The organism is Mesorhizobium sp. LSHC420B00, from assembly GCF_000503055.1.
Taxonomy (GTDB): Bacteria; Pseudomonadota; Alphaproteobacteria; order Rhizobiales; family Rhizobiaceae; genus Mesorhizobium.
Genome location: NZ_AYVY01000045.1, coordinates 1 through 16076, shown reverse-complemented (window position 1 = coordinate 16076; position 16076 = coordinate 1). Strand labels below are relative to the sequence as shown.

The 16076-nt window shown below is 63.4% G+C and carries 16 protein-coding genes; 9 read left to right on the top strand and 7 right to left on the bottom strand.

Annotated features, from left to right (window positions below):
- Positions 1 to 8: 8 nt before the first annotated feature.
- Positions 9 to 602: a hypothetical protein gene (locus X760_RS71460; RefSeq protein WP_023722740.1), complete on the top strand. Its 594-nt coding sequence runs from the start codon at positions 9 to 11 to the stop codon at positions 600 to 602.
- A 60-nt stretch (positions 603 to 662) separates the two neighbouring features.
- Here the strand turns inward: X760_RS71460 and X760_RS71455 are convergent, their stop codons facing one another.
- A complete protein-coding gene (locus X760_RS71455) occupies positions 663 to 1256 on the bottom strand; it encodes a TetR/AcrR family transcriptional regulator (protein ID WP_023722739.1) in 594 nt (197 codons plus the stop codon).
- Between the two features lie 150 nt (positions 1257 to 1406).
- Here X760_RS71455 and X760_RS71450 point away from each other — a divergent pair, with 150 nt between their 5' ends.
- On the top strand, positions 1407 to 2204 hold the full coding sequence (locus X760_RS71450; RefSeq protein ID WP_023722738.1) for an NIPSNAP family protein: 798 nt from the start codon (positions 1407 to 1409) through the stop codon (positions 2202 to 2204).
- Between the two features lie 43 nt (positions 2205 to 2247).
- Here the strand turns inward: X760_RS71450 and X760_RS71445 are convergent, their stop codons facing one another.
- Genes X760_RS71445 through choX form a run of 3 tightly spaced genes read right to left on the bottom strand, consistent with a single transcriptional unit; the run spans position 2248 to position 5497 of the window.
- Positions 2248 to 3696: an amidase gene (locus tag X760_RS71445; protein WP_023722737.1), complete on the bottom strand. Its 1449-nt coding sequence runs from the start codon at positions 3694 to 3696 to the stop codon at positions 2248 to 2250.
- Between the two features lie 8 nt (positions 3697 to 3704).
- Positions 3705 to 4565: an alpha/beta hydrolase gene (locus tag X760_RS71440; protein WP_023722736.1), complete on the bottom strand. Its 861-nt coding sequence runs from the start codon at positions 4563 to 4565 to the stop codon at positions 3705 to 3707.
- The gene (gene choX, locus X760_RS71435) at positions 4562 to 5497 is read right to left on the bottom strand and encodes a choline ABC transporter substrate-binding protein (protein ID WP_031195251.1); all 936 of its coding nucleotides are present in this window, start codon (positions 5495 to 5497) and stop codon (positions 4562 to 4564) included. The genes X760_RS71440 and choX overlap by 4 nt, the downstream gene beginning before the upstream one ends.
- Before the next feature lie 86 nt (positions 5498 to 5583).
- Here choX and betI point away from each other — a divergent pair, with 86 nt between their 5' ends.
- The 5 genes from betI (at position 5584) to X760_RS71410 (ending at position 9774) form a co-directional block, all read left to right on the top strand.
- Positions 5584 to 6222 (top strand): transcriptional regulator BetI, encoded by a 639-nt coding sequence (betI, locus tag X760_RS71430; RefSeq protein WP_023722734.1) that lies wholly within the window; start codon positions 5584 to 5586, stop codon positions 6220 to 6222.
- Positions 6223 to 6337: 115 nt separating this feature from the next.
- Positions 6338 to 7096 carry an SDR family oxidoreductase gene (locus X760_RS71425; RefSeq protein WP_023722733.1) on the top strand — a complete coding sequence of 253 codons (759 nt, stop codon included), beginning with the start codon at positions 6338 to 6340 and terminating at the stop codon, positions 7094 to 7096.
- A 146-nt stretch (positions 7097 to 7242) separates the two neighbouring features.
- Complete coding sequence (fumC, locus tag X760_RS71420) at positions 7243 to 8640, top strand: class II fumarate hydratase (protein ID WP_023722732.1); 1398 nt, start codon at positions 7243 to 7245, stop codon at positions 8638 to 8640.
- A 130-nt stretch (positions 8641 to 8770) separates the two neighbouring features.
- Positions 8771 to 9205 (top strand): DoxX family protein, encoded by a 435-nt coding sequence (locus tag X760_RS71415; protein WP_023722731.1) that lies wholly within the window; start codon positions 8771 to 8773, stop codon positions 9203 to 9205.
- 146 nt (positions 9206 to 9351) lie between these two features.
- Entirely contained in the window at positions 9352 to 9774 is a 423-nt protein-coding gene (locus X760_RS71410) for a DoxX family protein (protein ID WP_023722730.1), read from the top strand.
- A 23-nt stretch (positions 9775 to 9797) separates the two neighbouring features.
- Here the strand turns inward: X760_RS71410 and X760_RS71405 are convergent, their stop codons facing one another.
- Genes X760_RS71405 through X760_RS71395 form a run of 3 tightly spaced genes read right to left on the bottom strand, consistent with a single transcriptional unit; the run spans position 9798 to position 14650 of the window.
- On the bottom strand, positions 9798 to 10859 hold the full coding sequence (locus tag X760_RS71405) for a serine hydrolase (protein WP_023722729.1): 1062 nt from the start codon (positions 10857 to 10859) through the stop codon (positions 9798 to 9800).
- A gap of 57 nt (positions 10860 to 10916) precedes the next feature.
- Positions 10917 to 12449, bottom strand: a complete 1533-nt coding sequence (ppx, locus tag X760_RS71400) for an exopolyphosphatase (protein WP_023722728.1) — start codon at positions 12447 to 12449, stop codon at positions 10917 to 10919.
- Entirely contained in the window at positions 12449 to 14650 is a 2202-nt protein-coding gene (locus X760_RS71395) for an RNA degradosome polyphosphate kinase (RefSeq protein WP_023722727.1), read from the bottom strand. Before X760_RS71395 ends, ppx begins: the two co-directional genes overlap by 1 nt.
- Before the next feature lie 149 nt (positions 14651 to 14799).
- On the opposite strand from X760_RS71395, the gene X760_RS71390 reads away from it, so the two are divergent.
- Both X760_RS71390 and X760_RS71385 read left to right on the top strand, forming a co-directional pair.
- Complete coding sequence (locus tag X760_RS71390; RefSeq protein ID WP_023722726.1) at positions 14800 to 15045, top strand: zinc-finger domain-containing protein; 246 nt, start codon at positions 14800 to 14802, stop codon at positions 15043 to 15045.
- Between the two features lie 19 nt (positions 15046 to 15064).
- Positions 15065 to 16076, top strand: a 1012-nt coding sequence (locus tag X760_RS71385) for an FAD-dependent monooxygenase (protein WP_023722725.1), incomplete at its 3' end; no start/stop codon positions are given.

Below are 16076 nucleotides of genomic sequence, written 5' to 3'. Positions count from 1 at the left end.
AGGACGGCATGAAAACTGCTTCCATCGGCATGACAATGGCCATTCTGGCGGTGACGAGCGCAGCGCATGGCGCCGAGTGCATCGACGTCAAATCGGCCAAGGCCGGCTTCATTCTCGAAAGGCCTGGCATCCACAGCGAATTTCGACCGGCAGCGGGCGGAATGGTGGCCGTTGCCAACAAATACCAGTCGCAATCGCCGCAGTCGCAGTACCTGTTCGGCGGACTGATCGAGGTGTTTCGCGACAGCAGCACGGGGCAGCTGGCGATGATCCCGTTTTCCGATCTCAGGAAGGTGTTCCCGCTGAAGGCGGGGGCTAAGAACAAGATCGTGTTTGCCCGCCTCGCACCGAACAAGCCGCCGAAGGGCACCGAGACGCTGGAGATCAACGTCAAGGGCAAGGAGACGTTCAGCCTGGGTGAATGCAAATACTCCGTGCTCGCGGTCAAGCAGACGATCAGGAGCGAGGCCGGCGAGACGCGGGACGAGTTTACCGCGCTTTACGCACCCGACTTGCAGGCAGTTGTGGCCAGGCGCTATGACGAGGGCACCAGCGCCGAAAGCGTGGTCGGCTACGAGCTGATCAAGCCGCTGCCGAATTAAGAGCTCGGCCTCCCCACCTCGGTCATAGTGAGCGACGGCGGCGCCTCTGTCCTGCCGGCGTCAAGGGGCTTTGTGCAGTATCCTGCGACGTCGCCTCGTGACTCCCTGTTCCAAGGCCATCAGGCAGTCGCGCAGCACTCTTGTGTCCTGTGCGGTCTTGGCCATCGACATGGCGCCGGAATAGGTGGCGACGGCGAGCGCTGCGAAGCGCTGCGGATCGGTGCCCTGCTCCCGGCCCGCCTGCTGGTCGGCCCTGATCTTGTCGGCAATCGCCTGACGCCAGGCCGAAAAAATGTCGGCAAGGGCAATGCGGAAATCCGGATCGGCAAGCGACAGTTCGTGCGCCAGATTGTTGAGCGGGCAGCCGCGCACGAATCCCTGCTGCTCCAGCTCCGCCGCGACGGCCGCGAACACGGCGCGCACGCCCTCCCGCGCCGAGCCGGCCCTCCGCACTGGCGCGATCCAGGTCTCCTCGACGGCGGCGGCGACCCGCTCTTCGATGACTGCTAGCGCCAGCGCCTTCTTGGTCGCGAAATGGTGGTGCAGCGCGCCGCCGGTGACGCCCGCCGTCGCCATCAGGTCGCCCATGCTGGAGGCGTGATAGCCGCGTGCCTGAAACGCCTCTTCGGCGACATCGAGCACCTTTTTGCGCATGCCTTCGGGGTCATTGGTGCGTTTTTTAGCCCGCGCCTTTGGGCGGGCTGTGGTCTCTGCTGACATTTCCACACGATAGCAGATTGACAAAACAGGACAACCGGTCTGTTTTGTAAAACAGGATGACTGTCCTGTTTTTGAGATCGAGCGATGAACCTGCCTTTGAATGCCGCGCCTAAATCCGATCTGCTCGCCTCGCCCGTCGTCGAACTTCGGCAATACACGCTGAAACCTGGCCGACGCGAGACGCTGATCGGCATCTTCGACAATCATTTGATCGAGGGCCAGGAAACCGCGGGGATGACCATCATCGGCCAGTTCCGCGACCTCGACCGGCCAGATATGTTCGTCTGGTTGCGCGGCTTCGACGGCATGATCGCGCGGAAGCATGCGCTGGCCGCCTTCTATGACGGGCCGGTATGGGCGGCCTGGCGCAACGCCGCCAACGCCACGATGATCGATTCCGACGACGTGCTGCTGCTGAAACCGGCTTGGCCGGGCGCCGGCTTCGACCTCTCGGGATCGCAACGAGTACCCCAAACGGATCTCGAAGAACCAAGCACAAGCAGTGCTTTACAGGCAATTGTTGTCATCAGGATTCATCATTTGCGACCGGGCCTCGAAGCCGGCTTCGCCAGGGATTTCCAGACCGAGGCTCTTCCGGTTCTTGCCGCACTTGGCGGACAACCGCTCGCCGCCTTCGTCACCGAGCATGCCGAAAACAGCTTTCCGCGGCTGCCGGTGCGGGCCAGCGAAAACGTCTTCATCAGCGTCACGGGTTTCGACAGCGCCGAGGCGCATACCCGCCACGAGGCGGCCTTGGCCGCCTCCCCAGACTGGCAGGCGCTTCAGCAGACCGTACAACGGGAATTCGCCAGGCCCGCGGAGGTTTTGCGTCTGTTGCCGACGGCGCGATCGCTGCTCGGGCAGCACCCAATTTCGGTATGAACCAACATCGTCGACGCCTCCTACGTCGCCGGAGCCTCCTGGTTCATGCCTGAAAGTGTCTGGCATGGATCGCCTGGTAACGCGCCGTCCATGCGGTTGCCTGCTCCAGGTCAAGGCAAACGCGCAGCAGACGGTGATCCTCGTTCTTGCGGCCGATGAGCTGGATGCCAATCGGCAGGCCGCCTTTCGACTGGAACAGCGGCAGGCTGGCGGCCGGTTGGCCGGTGACGTTGAAGATTTCCGTGAAAGGCGCAAAGCCGTAAGCCCGGCTCGCCCAAGCCTCGTAATCAAAGAGAGCACCATCGCCATGGATGGCGCCAAGCCGGGGCGGCAGGCCGGCCGTGGTCGGCGTCATGATCAGGTCGAACGCATCGAACGCCCTCGCCATCGCCAGCGAAGCGCTGTGCACATGGTCCTGCGCCCTGAGATAGTCGGCGGCCGAGGACCGTCGAAAACAGTCGAGCGCGTGACGACTGAGGCTTTCGATTTCGCCGGCCCCCGGCATCCGCCCGATCTCGTCGGCGCGCTCGTCAACCAGCCGCGCGACCTCCGACATCCAGAAGATGCTCCAGTCCGTTTCGGCGCTGCCTTCCCGCGGGAAACGCGCCTGTGTGACCTCGTGCCCCATATCCTCGAGGAGGACCATGGCTTGACGTAATTTTTCCTCGATCTCGGGCGCGACCGGCGCGCCATCCGGCCGGTGCGCCAGGCACGCGACGCGCAGATGCTCGCCGGGCGAAGACAGCCAGTCCAGGTAGGACGGCACCGATTTTGACACGGAGTAAGGCGCTCCTTGTTCTGGACCGGCAGTTATGTCCAGCATGGCGGCGCTGTCGCGAACGGTGCGGGACAGGACGTTGTCGGCGTAGAGCCCGGCGCCGACCTGACCTCGACAGGGGCCGACAGGCGTGAGTCCGCGCGACGGCTTCATGCCGAACACGCCGCAACAGGCAGCCGGCACCCGGATCGAGCCGCCGATATCGGAACCGTGGGCGACCGCCACCATGCCGCTTGCCACCGCGGCAGCAGCTCCACCGCTTGAGCCGCCCGCCGTCAGCGAAAGATCCCAAGGGTTCAAGGTGGGGCCGCGAAAGCTGGGTTCGGTGACGAAGTCATTGGCGAATTCAGGCGTGTTTGTCTTGCCCAGCAAGATCAGACCGGCGGCCCGCCATCGCCGGACGATCTCGCTGTCGGGTTTCGGCGCGGCATCCTTGAAGTAGAGCGACGAGTGCGTCGTCGGCCACTCCCGCACATTCACGCCGGTGTCCTTGACCAGGAAAGGAATGCCGGCGAGTGCGGCGTGCCGGTTGCAGCTTGCCGCCGCGGAAAGCGCCCGGTCCGCATCGATCAGTGTCACGGCATTGATGGCGGGATTGATGCTTTGGATTGCTTCGATAGCCGCCTCGACGACCTCGACAACGGACAGTTCGCCCGAACGAACGTGCCCGGCCAGGGCGACGGCATCCAACGCCACATATTCGGAAAGGTTCATGACTGCTCTCAGCCCGGACTGCCGGTCGCGTCGGCCGTCGACTGGGATCCAGCTTTACTCCGGACCTTGAAATATCGGGCGATGGCTGCCGCGACCAATGCCGGATCCTCCCAGTGCGGGTTATGCCCGCACCGCGCCGCGCCCACGAACTCCGCGGCAGGGATTTCTTCGAGGAGCCGCTGTTGGTGCGTTTCGTCGAAGAGCAGGTCGCGCCCGCCAGCAATGACAAGCGCCGGCAGGCGCAGCGTACGCGCCTTGTCGGTAAGATCGACGCGCCGAACCTGCTCCAGGATTGCTCGCCAAAGTGCCGCCGGCATGGCTGACGCCTCCTTTGCAACCATGGTCAGGAAGTCCGCTGGAACCTCGGCCTCGCAGGCATGCCAATAGTCATAGAACGGATCGGCCGGCGATATCGGGTCTCGAAGTGCCCGCACACCAATGGTCATCGGGTGATCCTCACCGATCTGCGGCCGCACCGTTCCGGCCATCAGCACCAGGCCGCCAATCATCTCGGGATAGCGCGCTGCTGCCTCGATCGCCACCATACTGCCCAAGGAATGCCCGACCAGAACCGGCCGCTCGAGGCGCAACCGCTCGATCAAACTCACCACATCTTCCGCGAAATCCGCTGACGCGAAGCCGCGTGTCCCGGCCGGCGAGGCGCCATGCCCGCGCAGGTCTGGGATGATAAGCCGGCGCCCGGCGAGATGCGGCGCCAGCAAGGAGAAGCTGCGGCTCGTGTCGGAGAAGCCGTGCACCAGCACCAGCGCGGGCTCCTGCCCGGCGATTTCGACGCAGGCCGTTTCAGTGCAGCCGGCACCGACCTTGCGCTTGCGGCCGTTCCAGCCAGCCTGATCGACCGATATCAAAGGCCGAGCTGCTGCTTGACCGCGTCGAGCGCGGGCTTGCCATCGAATGTGGTGACACCGGCAAGCCAGGCGCCGAGCCTATCCGGATTCCCTTTGATGGCCTTCAGGCCGGCTTCCTCAGGCTTCAGGCCGTCATTGATGAGATAGCCCATGCCGAGATTTTCGAAATCGATGTCGAAGGCGAGGTTCTTCAGCAACTGCCCGACATTCGGGCATTGCTGCAGATAGCCCTTGCGCACCTGCGTCGTCACCGTCGCGGCGCCGAAGTTCGGGCCATAGAACTTGTCGCCGCCGCTCAGATATTTGAAGTCGTACATCGTGTTCATTGGATGCGGCGCCCAACCCTGGAAGACGATGAAGCGCTTTTCCTTGATCTCGTAGCCGACCTCGGAAAGCATGCCGGCTTCACTCGATTCGACGACCTGCCAGCCATCGAGGCCCAGCGACTTATCGGCGATGGCGTCCATCATCAGCTGGTTCGAGCCCGGCTCGATGCCATACATCTTCCTGCCGAACTTGTCGGCGAACTTTTGCAGGTCGGCAAAATCCTTGACGCCGGCCTCCCACACGTAAGTCGGCACGGCAAAGGTGTATTTGGCGCCGACGAGATTGACGCGCACATCGTCTACCGAGCCGTCCTTCTTATAGGGCTCGTAATAGGTGATCATCGCCGGATCCCAATAGCCAAGGAACACGTCCAAATCATTGTTCTTCAAGGATTCATAGATGACGTTGATGCCCAGAAGCGAGCTTGCCGGTTTGTAGCCGAGCGCATCGAGCAAGACGCTGGTGACGCCGGTGGTGAAGGCAAGGTCGTTCCATCCAGGCTCGGCCATGCGCACGACCTTGCATTGTTCAGGTTCAGCCGCAAAGACCGGCTGGGTCGCCAGCAGGACCCAGAGCGAGGCGCCTATTCCAAGGCTACGAAGCATTTCGGTTCTCCTCATTTCACCAACGGTGTTGACCATTCGGTCCTTATATTGTCCCACCGGTCAATTCTTGATCTCGGCGGACGAAAATGTCAACGTCGGTTTTCGATGCATGGATCCGGCCCGTGAAACTCAAGCGCCTCAGCGACATACGCCGCAAAGAGCTGCGGCAAGCCGCCTTTGCCGTGCTTCAGCGCGAAGGCATAGCTGGCGCCACCATAGAAAAAGTGGCGGCACAGGCCGGCGCGTCGAAGGGCATCGTGCTGCATTATTTCAACAGCAAGCGGGAACTGTTCGAGCACGCCATGCGCGAGTCGAACCTGGTGCTGCGTCATGCAGTGGTCGAGCGGCTGAAGCAGGCGCGCACCCCAATGCAACGGATAGATGCCATCATCGAAGGCAATTTCGAGCCGCATCTTTTCCAGCCGTCCCTCTGCCATGCCTGGCTTTCGCTTTGCGCGGAGGTGCCGCGCGACGAAAAGCTGGCCCGCATCCAGAAGGTGATCCATGCGCGCATGCGCTCCAACCTGCTGTCCGGCCTGCGCGGTCTGATGCCGGCGCCCGATGCTGACGAGATCGCCTTCGGCGTCACCGCCCTGATCGACGGGCTATGGTTGCGGCTTGGCCTGCAGCCCGGCAGCGTCACGCGTGAACAGGCCATTCATCACGTCAAGGAGTTTGTCGCTACCCGCCTGGCTGTTCGGCGCGATGCAGCCGCTGCCGAATAGACCATCGTGCCCGACAGCCGAAGTTCATACTGTAGGATAGGCTGGCGGCTTGACCACAGTTGCCAACGGCGCTGCTCTCCTTGTCAGACAAGACGGCATTGCGCGGGAGTGTTGGATGAGACTGGGCGGCAAACGGGCACTGGTCACCGGCGGCTCGGACGGGATCGGGCTGGCAATCGCCGAGGCGTTTTTGCGCGAAGGCGCGGACGTGCTGATCGTCGGCCGCGACGGCAAAAAACTCGACGCCGCCCGCAAGCAGCTCGGGGACGGCGTCGAAACGCTGTCGGCAGACCTGTCGGCCAGCGCCGGCATCGACGCCGTGGTCGAGCATGCCAGGCGCGGCCCACCTCTCGACATCCTCGTCAACAATGCCGGCGTGGCGTTCCTGGCGCCGTTCGAGACCGTCAGCGAGGACCAGTTCCAGCAATCGTTCGCGCTCAACGTCACGGCTGTATTCTTCCTCACCCAGCGACTGTTGCCGCATCTCGCGCCGGGCGGGGCATCGGTCATCAACATCTCATCCTATTTTGCGCACAAGATGATCCCGAAGCGGCCGTCCAGCCTCTATTCGCTGTCGAAGGGCGCGCTCAATTCGCTGACCAAGTCGCTCGCCTTCGAGCTCGGGCCGCGCGGCATAAGGGTCAATGCCATCGCGCCCGGCACGGTCGACACCGCAATGCGGCGCAGGTCGATCGAAAACCTGCCGGAAGCCGCGCAGGCCGAGCTCAAGGCCTATGTCGAGCGCAGCTACCCGCTCGGCCGCATCGGCCGAACCAGCGATCTTGCCGGCATCGCGGTCTATCTCGCCAGCGACGAAGCGGCGTGGACCAGCGGCGGCATCTTTGCAGTGGATGGAGGGTACACGGCGGGGTGAGGAGCGCGCGCTCTTCCTTCTCCCCTTGCGGGAGAAGGAAAGGCGCTGCTTCAACCGATTTGCATCCCCATCGTCCACAATCTCCGCTTGAAGGCATTTGTGCAACGCGATACGCCGTTTGCAAATTTGCAACCCGGAGAGACTTCGTGAGCGCGCCAGAGACCAGAACCGAAACCGACACGTTCGGTCCCATCGAGGTCGCCGCTGACCGTTACTGGGGCGCGCAGGCGCAGCGTTCACTTGCCAATTTCAAGATCGGCTGGGAGAAACAGCCGGCGTCGATCGTGCGGGCGCTGGGCATCGTCAAGCGGGCCGCCGCCGAAGCCAATATGGAGCTGAAGCGACTCGATCCGGCGATCGGCAAGGCCATCATCGAAGCCTCCCAGGAGGTCATCGACGGCAAGCTCAACGAGCATTTTCCGCTGGTCGTCTGGCAGACCGGCTCGGGCACCCAGTCCAACATGAACGCCAATGAGGTGATCTCCAACCGGGCGATCGAGCTTTTGGGCGGCATCATGGGCTCGAAGAAGCCGGTGCACCCAAACGACCACGTCAATATGAGCCAGTCGTCGAACGACACCTATCCGACGGCCATGCACATCGCCTGCGCCGAGCGCATCATCCACGACCTGCTGCCGGCGCTGAGACATTTGCATGCGGCACTCGAGGCCAAGACCAGGGCTTTCGCCCACATCGTCAAGATCGGCCGCACCCACACCCAGGACGCGACGCCGCTGACGCTCGGCCAGGAGTTCTCCGGCTATGCGGCGCAGGTCGCCTCGTCGATCAAGCGCATCGAGATGACCCTGCCAGGTCTGCAGGAATTGGCACAGGGCGGCACCGCGGTCGGCACCGGCCTCAACGCGCCGGTCGGTTTTGCCGAAAAGGTGGCGGCACGTATCGCCGCGATCACCGGCATCGATTTCGTCACGGCGCCGAACAAGTTCGAGGCGCTGGCCGCCCATGATTCCATGGTCTTCTCGCACGGCGCCATCAATGCCTGCGCGGCAGCGCTGTTCAAGATCGCCAACGATATCCGCCTGCTTGGCTCCGGCCCGCGTTCGGGCCTCGGCGAATTGTCGCTGCCGGAAAACGAACCGGGCTCTTCGATCATGCCGGGCAAGGTCAATCCGACACAATGCGAGGCGATGACACAGGTTTGCGTGCAGGTGTTCGGCAACAATGCGGCGATCAGCTTCGCCGGCAGCCAAGGCCATTTCGAGCTCAACGTCTACAATCCGCTGATGGCCTATTGTTTCCTGCAATCGGTACAGCTGCTGGCCGACGCTTCGGTGTCGTTTACCGACAATTGCGTCGTCGGCATCGAGGCCCGCGAAGACAACATCAAGGCAGCGCTCGACCGTTCGCTGATGCTGGTGACGGCGCTGGCGCCGACGATCGGCTACGACAACGCCGCCAAGATCGCCAAGGCGGCGCACAAGAACGGCACGACGCTGCGCGAGGAAGCGCTGGCGACCGGGCTGGTCAGCGAAGCCGATTATGAGCGGCTGGTGCGGCCGGAGGACATGACGCACCCGGGGTAAGTTGATCGCGAAAACGTTACCTCGGTGAACAATCCGTAACCAATCTGACGTCTTTGGTGAACAGTCGGCATGCGCTAACTGGACGGCTATCCCAAGTCGTTTGGCCAAACCCTTCTGGAGAGTATTACGCATGTCCACCAACACGTCCACCAACACTTCGTTTGCCGGGTCCGGCACCGCCTCCGGCGCCTCGGGCACGATCCTGCTCGGCCGCATCCTGCTTTCGGTCATCTTCCTGCTTTCCGGCTTCGGCAAGCTGACGGCGATTGCCGGTACGGCCGGCTATTTCGGCAGCCTTGGCCTGCCGCTGCCGATGGTGACCGCCATTGTCGTTGGCCTCATCGAACTGCTTGGCGGCCTCGCCATCCTCGTCGGCTTCCAGACCCGGATCGTCGGCTGGGTGATGGCGATCTTCACCGTCGCCACCGCGCTGGTCGCCCACACCGGCTGGGCCGATCAGATGCAGATGATCAATTTCATGAAGAACCTCGGCATTGCCGGCGGCTTCCTCGTGCTCGCCTCCTCGGGTGCCGGCGCGTATTCGATCGACGCCAAGCGCGGCTGAAGCGGCCCAGCATTGCCTAGACAAAAGGGGCGCGGAATTTTCCGTGCCCCTTTTTCGTTGTCGGAATGCGTCGGTCGATCTGCTGGCCGGAACTCTGCTAAGATCGGGCGCTGGGCCAAAACGGCCGCTGATAACGGAGGTGAATCATGCCCCGCAATGCGCTGCTCTTGCTGTCCCGGCTGCTGCTCGCCGCACTGTTCGTGCCGTCCGGCTTCCATGCGCTTGCCGACATCGCCGGCACATCTAGCTATTTCGCCGGCCTCGGACTGCCGCTGCCAACACTCGCTGCCTGGGGCACGGGGCTGTTCGAGCTGATCGCCGGGCTGCTCATCCTCGTCGGCTTCAAGACGCCGATCGTGGCGCTGCTGCTCGCCGCCTTCTGCATCGCGACCGCCTTCATCGGTCATTACGGCCAAGGCGGCGACGATCCGACGCTGACCTTCCTGCATTCACAGATGCTGATGAAGGACATTGCCATAGCAGGTGGTTTTCTGGCGCTGGCAATGGCTGGTGCGGGCGCCTGGTCGGCCGACGGGCGTGGCATCGGCGTCGGTGCCGAAGCGACCTGAAAGACTGGCGTCAGCACAGATCATCAGGCGTTCAGGAAATTGGCCAGAATGATCTCGCGCCAGACGCGGGTCGGCGTCACCCAGGCATCCTGGGCGTTGTACTTGCCTGCATAGATCACGGCGGCGATGTCGGCCTCGGGCATCAGCCAGAGCCGCTGTCCGCCATTGCCGAAACCCCCATACCATGATTTCGGGGCGGCGAATGCTGGCGCCGGCGCGTCGCCGGTGAACCACAACCGGCCATAACCAAGGCCGTCCGGCGTCGAGATTGTGGCTGTTAACGACGCGTTTATCCAGCCTTCCGACGCGATCCTCTCTCCATTCCACAGACCCTTGCGAAGAAGGAGTTGGCCGATCTTCAAAAGATCAGGGGCCGCCAGCCTGAGGCCGGACGCTGCGGAGGCGACGCCGTCACCACCAGCCGACCAGTGAAAGCGCTCGATTCCAAGCGGCGCGAAAAGCGCCTCGCGCGCGAAATCCGGCAGGGATTTGCCGCAGCCTCTTTCAATGATCGCGCCAACCAGCGCGACGCTGCCGCCGGAATAGATCCAGCGGCTCCCAGGGTCGGCGATGATCGGCCGCTCAAGGATGAAGCGATAACGATCGGGCGCGTTCTCCATCGCGATCTCGCTGTTCTGCGGATCGCAATAGGGACGGTTTTCGTCCCACTCCATGCCGAGCGTCATCGTCAGCGCATGGCCGATCGTGATCTTCTCACGCGCGGGATCGGCGGCGAGATCGGCGTATTCGGGAAACAGCGCGAAGAGCGGCGCATCGGGTGGCGGCACCAGTCCCGTGTCGAGGGCAACGTCGTAAAGCAGGCTGACGATGCTCTTCGTTACCGAGCGCAGATCGTGCAGCGTGCCGGCGTCAAAGGCGATCTGCCCGATCGGGCGCCCCCATTCTTCGTCCCTGCCCTCGGCATAGTGCTCCAGGAAGACCTTCTCGGAGCGGGCAGCGAGAACGATGTGCAGGTCGCGCAACAGGCCGGACTCGAGCCCGGCAAGCAGCTTGCGGTGGATCGCTGGATCGAAGCCGAGCGCTTCGGCTGCAGCTACGGACGGAGATGACGATGGGATGGTCATGGAATTTTTCGCTCTGCGTTTACCCCACGTCCCGAAATCCGGCCTTGGACCGCCCGTTCACTTCACAGACATGCTTGGCCCGCCCTCGACCGCCAGCACGAGCCGGCGGTTGGTGACTCTTGCCAGCTGTGCCAGCCGGCCAGCCGGCCGCTCGCCGTAAAGATCGGCCAGCGCTGCCGGCAGCACCAGCGCCAGCACGCCATTGCCGCGGTTTTCCCATTTCAGCCGCGGCATGACGCCCGGCATTGCCGCGGTCAACAGATAGACGACGCGCAACAGCGCCGCCAATACCCGGGCGCGTTCGAGATAGCGCGGTGTCGCCAGCCCGCGGATTTCCGGAGCGGCTTCATTGAATACGCCCTCGTGGCGAAACAGGCTGACAAGCGCCAGGAAGGCGCGGCCGGGATGGTCGACGCCGATGAACGAGGCGTGGGCGATGATGTTGAGCGATTGCTTGCCGCGATATTCGGGATGGGCGCGCCAGCCGATATCGGCAAGCAGGCAGGCGGCGTGGCGGTAGCGCGCCTCATCCCTGGTTTCGTCGATGCCGAAGGCAGCGAAGGCCTTACCGGTCCATTCGACAAGCTCATGCGCGTGGTCGACCGATCGCGAGCGCAGGCGGGCAAGCTCTTCCGCCGCCGAGATCAGCGGATCGGCTTTCTGTTCGGCCTTGTCGAGCAGCGAATAGAGAAAGCCCTCGCGCACGCCCAGCGCCGACACGATGATCTTCGACGGCTGCATCGCCGCCATGATCTCCTGCAGCACGATGGCGCCGTAGGGCAGCAGCGAGCGGCGGTTCTTGGAGACGCCCTCGATGCCCTTGACCTTATCGATCTCGGCTTTGGCGACCTGCCGGAGGAAGCTCGCGGCGCTTTCGATGCCGATCTCGTAATGGTGCATGACGCCGAGCGGGTAGTTGGTCATTTCCATGTGCAGACGGGCGAGGTTTCGCCAGGTGCCGCCGACCGTGTAGAAGGCCCTGCCCTGTCCGCCCTTCAGCAATTTCGCCCGCGCCAGTTGCTCGCGCGTGATCTTTGCCGCCTGGGTCAGCGAGTTCTTCGCCATGTCCTGCAGGCGCAAGCCGCCCAACGGCAGGGTGATGCCGTCACCGATCGCCTCGCCGTCGATATCGATCAGTTCGAGGCTGCCGCCGCCAAGATCGCCGGCGATGCCGTTGGCCGGGTGGAAACCGGAGATGACGCCGAGCGCCGAATAATGGGCTTCCTCGCGGCCGCTCAGCACCTGGATCTCGGTCTTGAGTACATCCTCGGCGCGGTGGATGAAGTCGGGGCCGTTGACCGCCTCACGGGCGGCGGCGGTCGCCAACACATACATGCGCTCGGCGCCGGCCTGGTCGGAGAGCGCGCGGAAACGGCGGAACTCTTCCATCGAGCGCGTCACCGCCTCGGGATCGAGCTTTCCGGTCGAAACGATGCCGCGGCCGAGGCCGGCGAGCATCTTTTCGTTGAACAGCAAGGTCGGCGAGCGCGCCAGCCCTTCATAGATGACAAGACGGATCGAGTTCGACCCGATATCGATGATGGACAGCGGTCGGCGGTCCTGAAGCCGGCCCTGGGACGCTGAAATCATCAGCCCGTCGCTGCGTTCTGTTTCTTGCGGCGCTTGAACTGCGCGATGCGCTTGGGCGCATGCGACTTCAACGCATCGCCCCGTCCGGACAGGCTCGGATTGGTCATGAAATATTCCTGCGCGTTGAACGGTTCCTCGCCCTCCTCCAGCACAACGCGCCGGGAGGTTCCGTCAGCCAATACGTCGAAACTTTGCTGGTTGTCCATGATGTTGCCGAGCATGATCTGGCCGAGCACCTGTTCATGCACAGTTGGATTGGTGATCGGCACCATGGTCTCGACCCGGCGGTCGAGATTGCGCGGCATCAAATCGGCCGAGGAGATGTAGACGATCGCCCCGTCCGAGGGCAGGCCGTGGCCGTTGCCGAAGCAATAGATGCGGCTGTGCTCGAGGAAGCGGCCGACGATCGACTTCACCCTTATGTTCTCCGACAGGCCCGGCACCTGCGGTCTCAGGCAGCAGATGCCGCGCACGACGAGATCGATCTCGACGCCGGCGCGGCTGGCATCGTAGAGCGCATCGATGATGATCGGATCGACCAGCGCATTCATCTTCATCCAGATGCGAGCCGGCCTGCCATCCAGCGCGTGGCCGATCTCGTCCGAAATATGCTTGAGGATGCGGTTGCGCAGCGTGAACGGCGATATGGCCAGCCGCATCTGCTCGGCCGGCTCGGCATAGCCGGTGATGAAATTGAACAATTGCGCGACATCGCGCGCGATCGTCGGATCGGTGGTGAAGAAGGACAGGTCGGTGTAGATGCGCGCGGTGACCGGGTGGTAATTGCCGGTGCCGAGATGCACGTAATTGCGTAGCCTGCCATCCTCGCGCCGCACCACCAGCGACATTTTCGCGTGGGTCTTCAGCTCGAGAAAGCCGAAGACGACCTGGACTCCGGCGCGCTCGAGGTCGCGCGCCCAGCGGATGTTGGCCTCCTCGTCGAAGCGCGCCTTGAGCTCGACCAGCGCCGTCACCGACTTGCCGGCCTCGGCGGCGTCGACCAAAGCCCGCACGATCGGGCTGTCGTTGGAGGTGCGGTAGAGCGTCTGCTTGATCGCCACCACTTCCTGATCGGCCATCGCCTGGCGCAGGAACTGCACCACCACGTCGAAGGATTCGTAGGGGTGGTGGACGATGATGTCCTTCTCGCGGATGGCGGCAAAGCAATCGCCACCATGCTCGCGGATGCGCTCTGGGAAGCGCGGATTGTAGGGCGTGAACTTCAGATCGTCGCGAGCGACGGCGACGATCTCCGAGATCTGGCTAAGCGCCAGCGGCCCGGTAAGCACGCTGATGCGGCTGGCCGAGACGCCAAGCTCGCCGGCGACGAAGTCGCGCAATTCGGACGGCATCAGCCTGTCGAACTCGATCCGGATGACCGAGCCGCGGCGGCGACGCTTCAGCGCCGTCTCGAACAGCCGCACCAGATCTTCGGATTCTTCCTCGACCTCGATATCGCTGTCGCGGATGATGCGGAACGTGCCGGAGCCCTTGACCTCATAGCCGGGGAACAGCTTGCCGATGTACAGACTGACCGCCTCTTCGAGCGGAACGAAGCGGACGTGATGCTTGCGATCCGGCAAGCGGATGAAGCGCCTCAGCGCTACCGGCAGGCGCAAAAGCGCGCTCATTTCCTCGCCGTTCTTGCGGTGGCGCAATTGCAGCGCCACCGAGAAACCGAGATTGGGAATGAACGGAAACGGATGCGCTGGGTCGATCGACAGCGGCGTCAGGACCGGAAACACCTGCTCCTGGAAATGGTCCTCGAGCCAGGTCTTCTCGTCCTTGGTCAGCGCATCGCGGGTGATGCTCTCGATGCCTTCCTTGTTGAGCTGCAGCATCAGCGCCGAAAGGCTGTTCTGCTGGTCCTCCTGCAGGCGCTCGACCTCGCGCAGCAATTGTTCGAGCTGCTGCTCGGGGGTGCGCCCGTCCGGGCTCTTCAGCACGATACCCTCGCGCACCTGGCCGGCAAGACCGGCGACGCGGACCATGAAGAACTCGTCGAGATTGGCCGCCGATATCGACAGGAAGCGAACGCGCTCGAGCAGCGGATGATTGGCGTTCAGCGATTCCTCGAGCACGCGCCGGTTGAATTGCAGCCAGGAAAACTCGCGGTTGACGAAGCGGTCAGGATTGCCGCCTTCGCGGCTCGCAGCCTCGATGGTGATGAATTCGCTTTGCACCGGCTTCAGTTCGTTCATGGTTCCTGCTCTTCCTACACCAGCCGTCGGCGCCAGCCTTAACCGGCTTAACTTATCCTCTGACAGGCTTTTGCGACAGTTTCATTTCATCGATCTTGCAAAGAGACGGGTTATGATCCAGATCCAATCGACAAGATCAGGAGACGACGATGGCAGGCGGTTCCATTCCCCATTTCCAGAACGATGCGGGCTATCCGGCAATCGACATCGGCGTCAAGGAATTCATGTGCACCGGCGCCAATCCGCCTTTCGACCATCCGCATGTATTTCTCGACATGGGCGACGACAATGAAAAGGTCTGCCCCTACTGCTCGACGCTCTATCGCTATTCGCCGAAGCTGAAGGCATTGGAAACGGTGCCGCCGGGCTGCCTTTATATCGACCAGGCCGCCTGATTCTTCCGCGACAAGCCTGATGCGAGAAACGCAGTCCCGGCATGTGGTCATCGCCGGGGCGGGCGTCGCCGGGCTGACCGCGGCACTGGCCTTCGCCGAGCGCGGCCATCGGATAAAACTGTTCGAACAGGCGCAGCACCTCGAGGCTGCCGGAGCCGGCATCCAGCTGTCGCCCAACGCGACACGTATTCTTCGACAACTCGGCGTACTCGATCGGCTGCTGCCGACGGCGGTGCGGCCGGAGGCGGTTGTGCTCAAGGATGCCGCCACGCTGCGCGAGTTGGCGCGCGTACCGCTTGGCCAGGCCGCCGAAACGCGCTGGGGAGCGCCCTATCTCGTTGCCCACCGCGGCGATCTGCAGTCAGCGCTGATGCAGCGGGTTTCGGAGCAGCCCGGGATCGAACTGGTCGCTGGCGCGCGGGTGACCGACATCGCAGCCGGACCGAAAGCTGTTGCCGTCACTGCATCGGCTGATGGCGAAACGGTCGAGGCTGGCTGTCTGCTGATCGGCGCGGATGGCGTCTGGTCGTCGGTGCGAGAACAACTGGCCCGCAAAGCGGCCGAATTCGGTAGTAGCCGGTTTTCAGGTGAGCTGGCGTGGCGCGCCACCGTCGGTGCCGACAGCCCTGCTGGCCAAGCCTTTGCAGCGATCGGTGCGCCCGATTGCGTTACCGCATTCCTCTATCCCGGCTTCCATATGGTCGCCTATCCGGTCAGCCGTGGCACTGCCTTCAACCTCGCCGCCTTCACCAGGGGCGAGCGCATCGCCGAGGGCTGGTCGGGGCATGCCAACCCCGCCATCCTCGTCAGCGCCATGCGCGGTACCGCGCCGGCGCTGGTCCGTCTGGCGAGCGAGGCGGCGCCGTGGACGGCATGGCCGATCCACACCGTCGAGCAGCGGCGGTGGACGACACCGGAAGGCGTCGCGCTGATCGGCGATGCGGCGCATGCGATGACGCCCTTTGCCGCACAGGGCGCGGCGATGGCGATCGAGGACGCGGCGACGCTTGCCGGCTTCGTTGCCACCTCGC

Bases quoted from the DNA above. Each gene is read 5' to 3' on its own strand.
- X760_RS71415 (WP_023722731.1), top strand. From the start codon at position 8,771: ATGTCCACCAACACGTCCACCAACACTTCGTTTGCCGGGTCCGGCACC.
- X760_RS71460 (WP_023722740.1), top strand. From the start codon at position 9: ATGAAAACTGCTTCCATCGGCATGACAATGGCCATTCTGGCGGTGACG.
- X760_RS71450 (WP_023722738.1), top strand. From the start codon at position 1,407: ATGAACCTGCCTTTGAATGCCGCGCCTAAATCCGATCTGCTCGCCTCG.
- X760_RS71395 (WP_023722727.1), bottom strand. From the start codon at position 14,650: ATGAACGAACTGAAGCCGGTGCAAAGCGAATTCATCACCATCGAGGCT.
- X760_RS71405 (WP_023722729.1), bottom strand. From the start codon at position 10,859: ATGACCATCCCATCGTCATCTCCGTCCGTAGCTGCAGCCGAAGCGCTC.
- X760_RS71410 (WP_023722730.1), top strand. From the start codon at position 9,352: ATGCCCCGCAATGCGCTGCTCTTGCTGTCCCGGCTGCTGCTCGCCGCA.
- X760_RS71425 (WP_023722733.1), top strand. From the start codon at position 6,338: ATGAGACTGGGCGGCAAACGGGCACTGGTCACCGGCGGCTCGGACGGG.
- ppx (WP_023722728.1), bottom strand. From the start codon at position 12,449: ATGATTTCAGCGTCCCAGGGCCGGCTTCAGGACCGCCGACCGCTGTCC.
- betI (WP_023722734.1), top strand. From the start codon at position 5,584: ATGTCAACGTCGGTTTTCGATGCATGGATCCGGCCCGTGAAACTCAAG.
- X760_RS71445 (WP_023722737.1), bottom strand. From the start codon at position 3,696: ATGAACCTTTCCGAATATGTGGCGTTGGATGCCGTCGCCCTGGCCGGG.
- X760_RS71455 (WP_023722739.1), bottom strand. From the start codon at position 1,256: ATGCGCAAAAAGGTGCTCGATGTCGCCGAAGAGGCGTTTCAGGCACGC.
- X760_RS71390 (WP_023722726.1), top strand. From the start codon at position 14,800: ATGGCAGGCGGTTCCATTCCCCATTTCCAGAACGATGCGGGCTATCCG.
- choX (WP_031195251.1), bottom strand. From the start codon at position 5,497: ATGCTTCGTAGCCTTGGAATAGGCGCCTCGCTCTGGGTCCTGCTGGCG.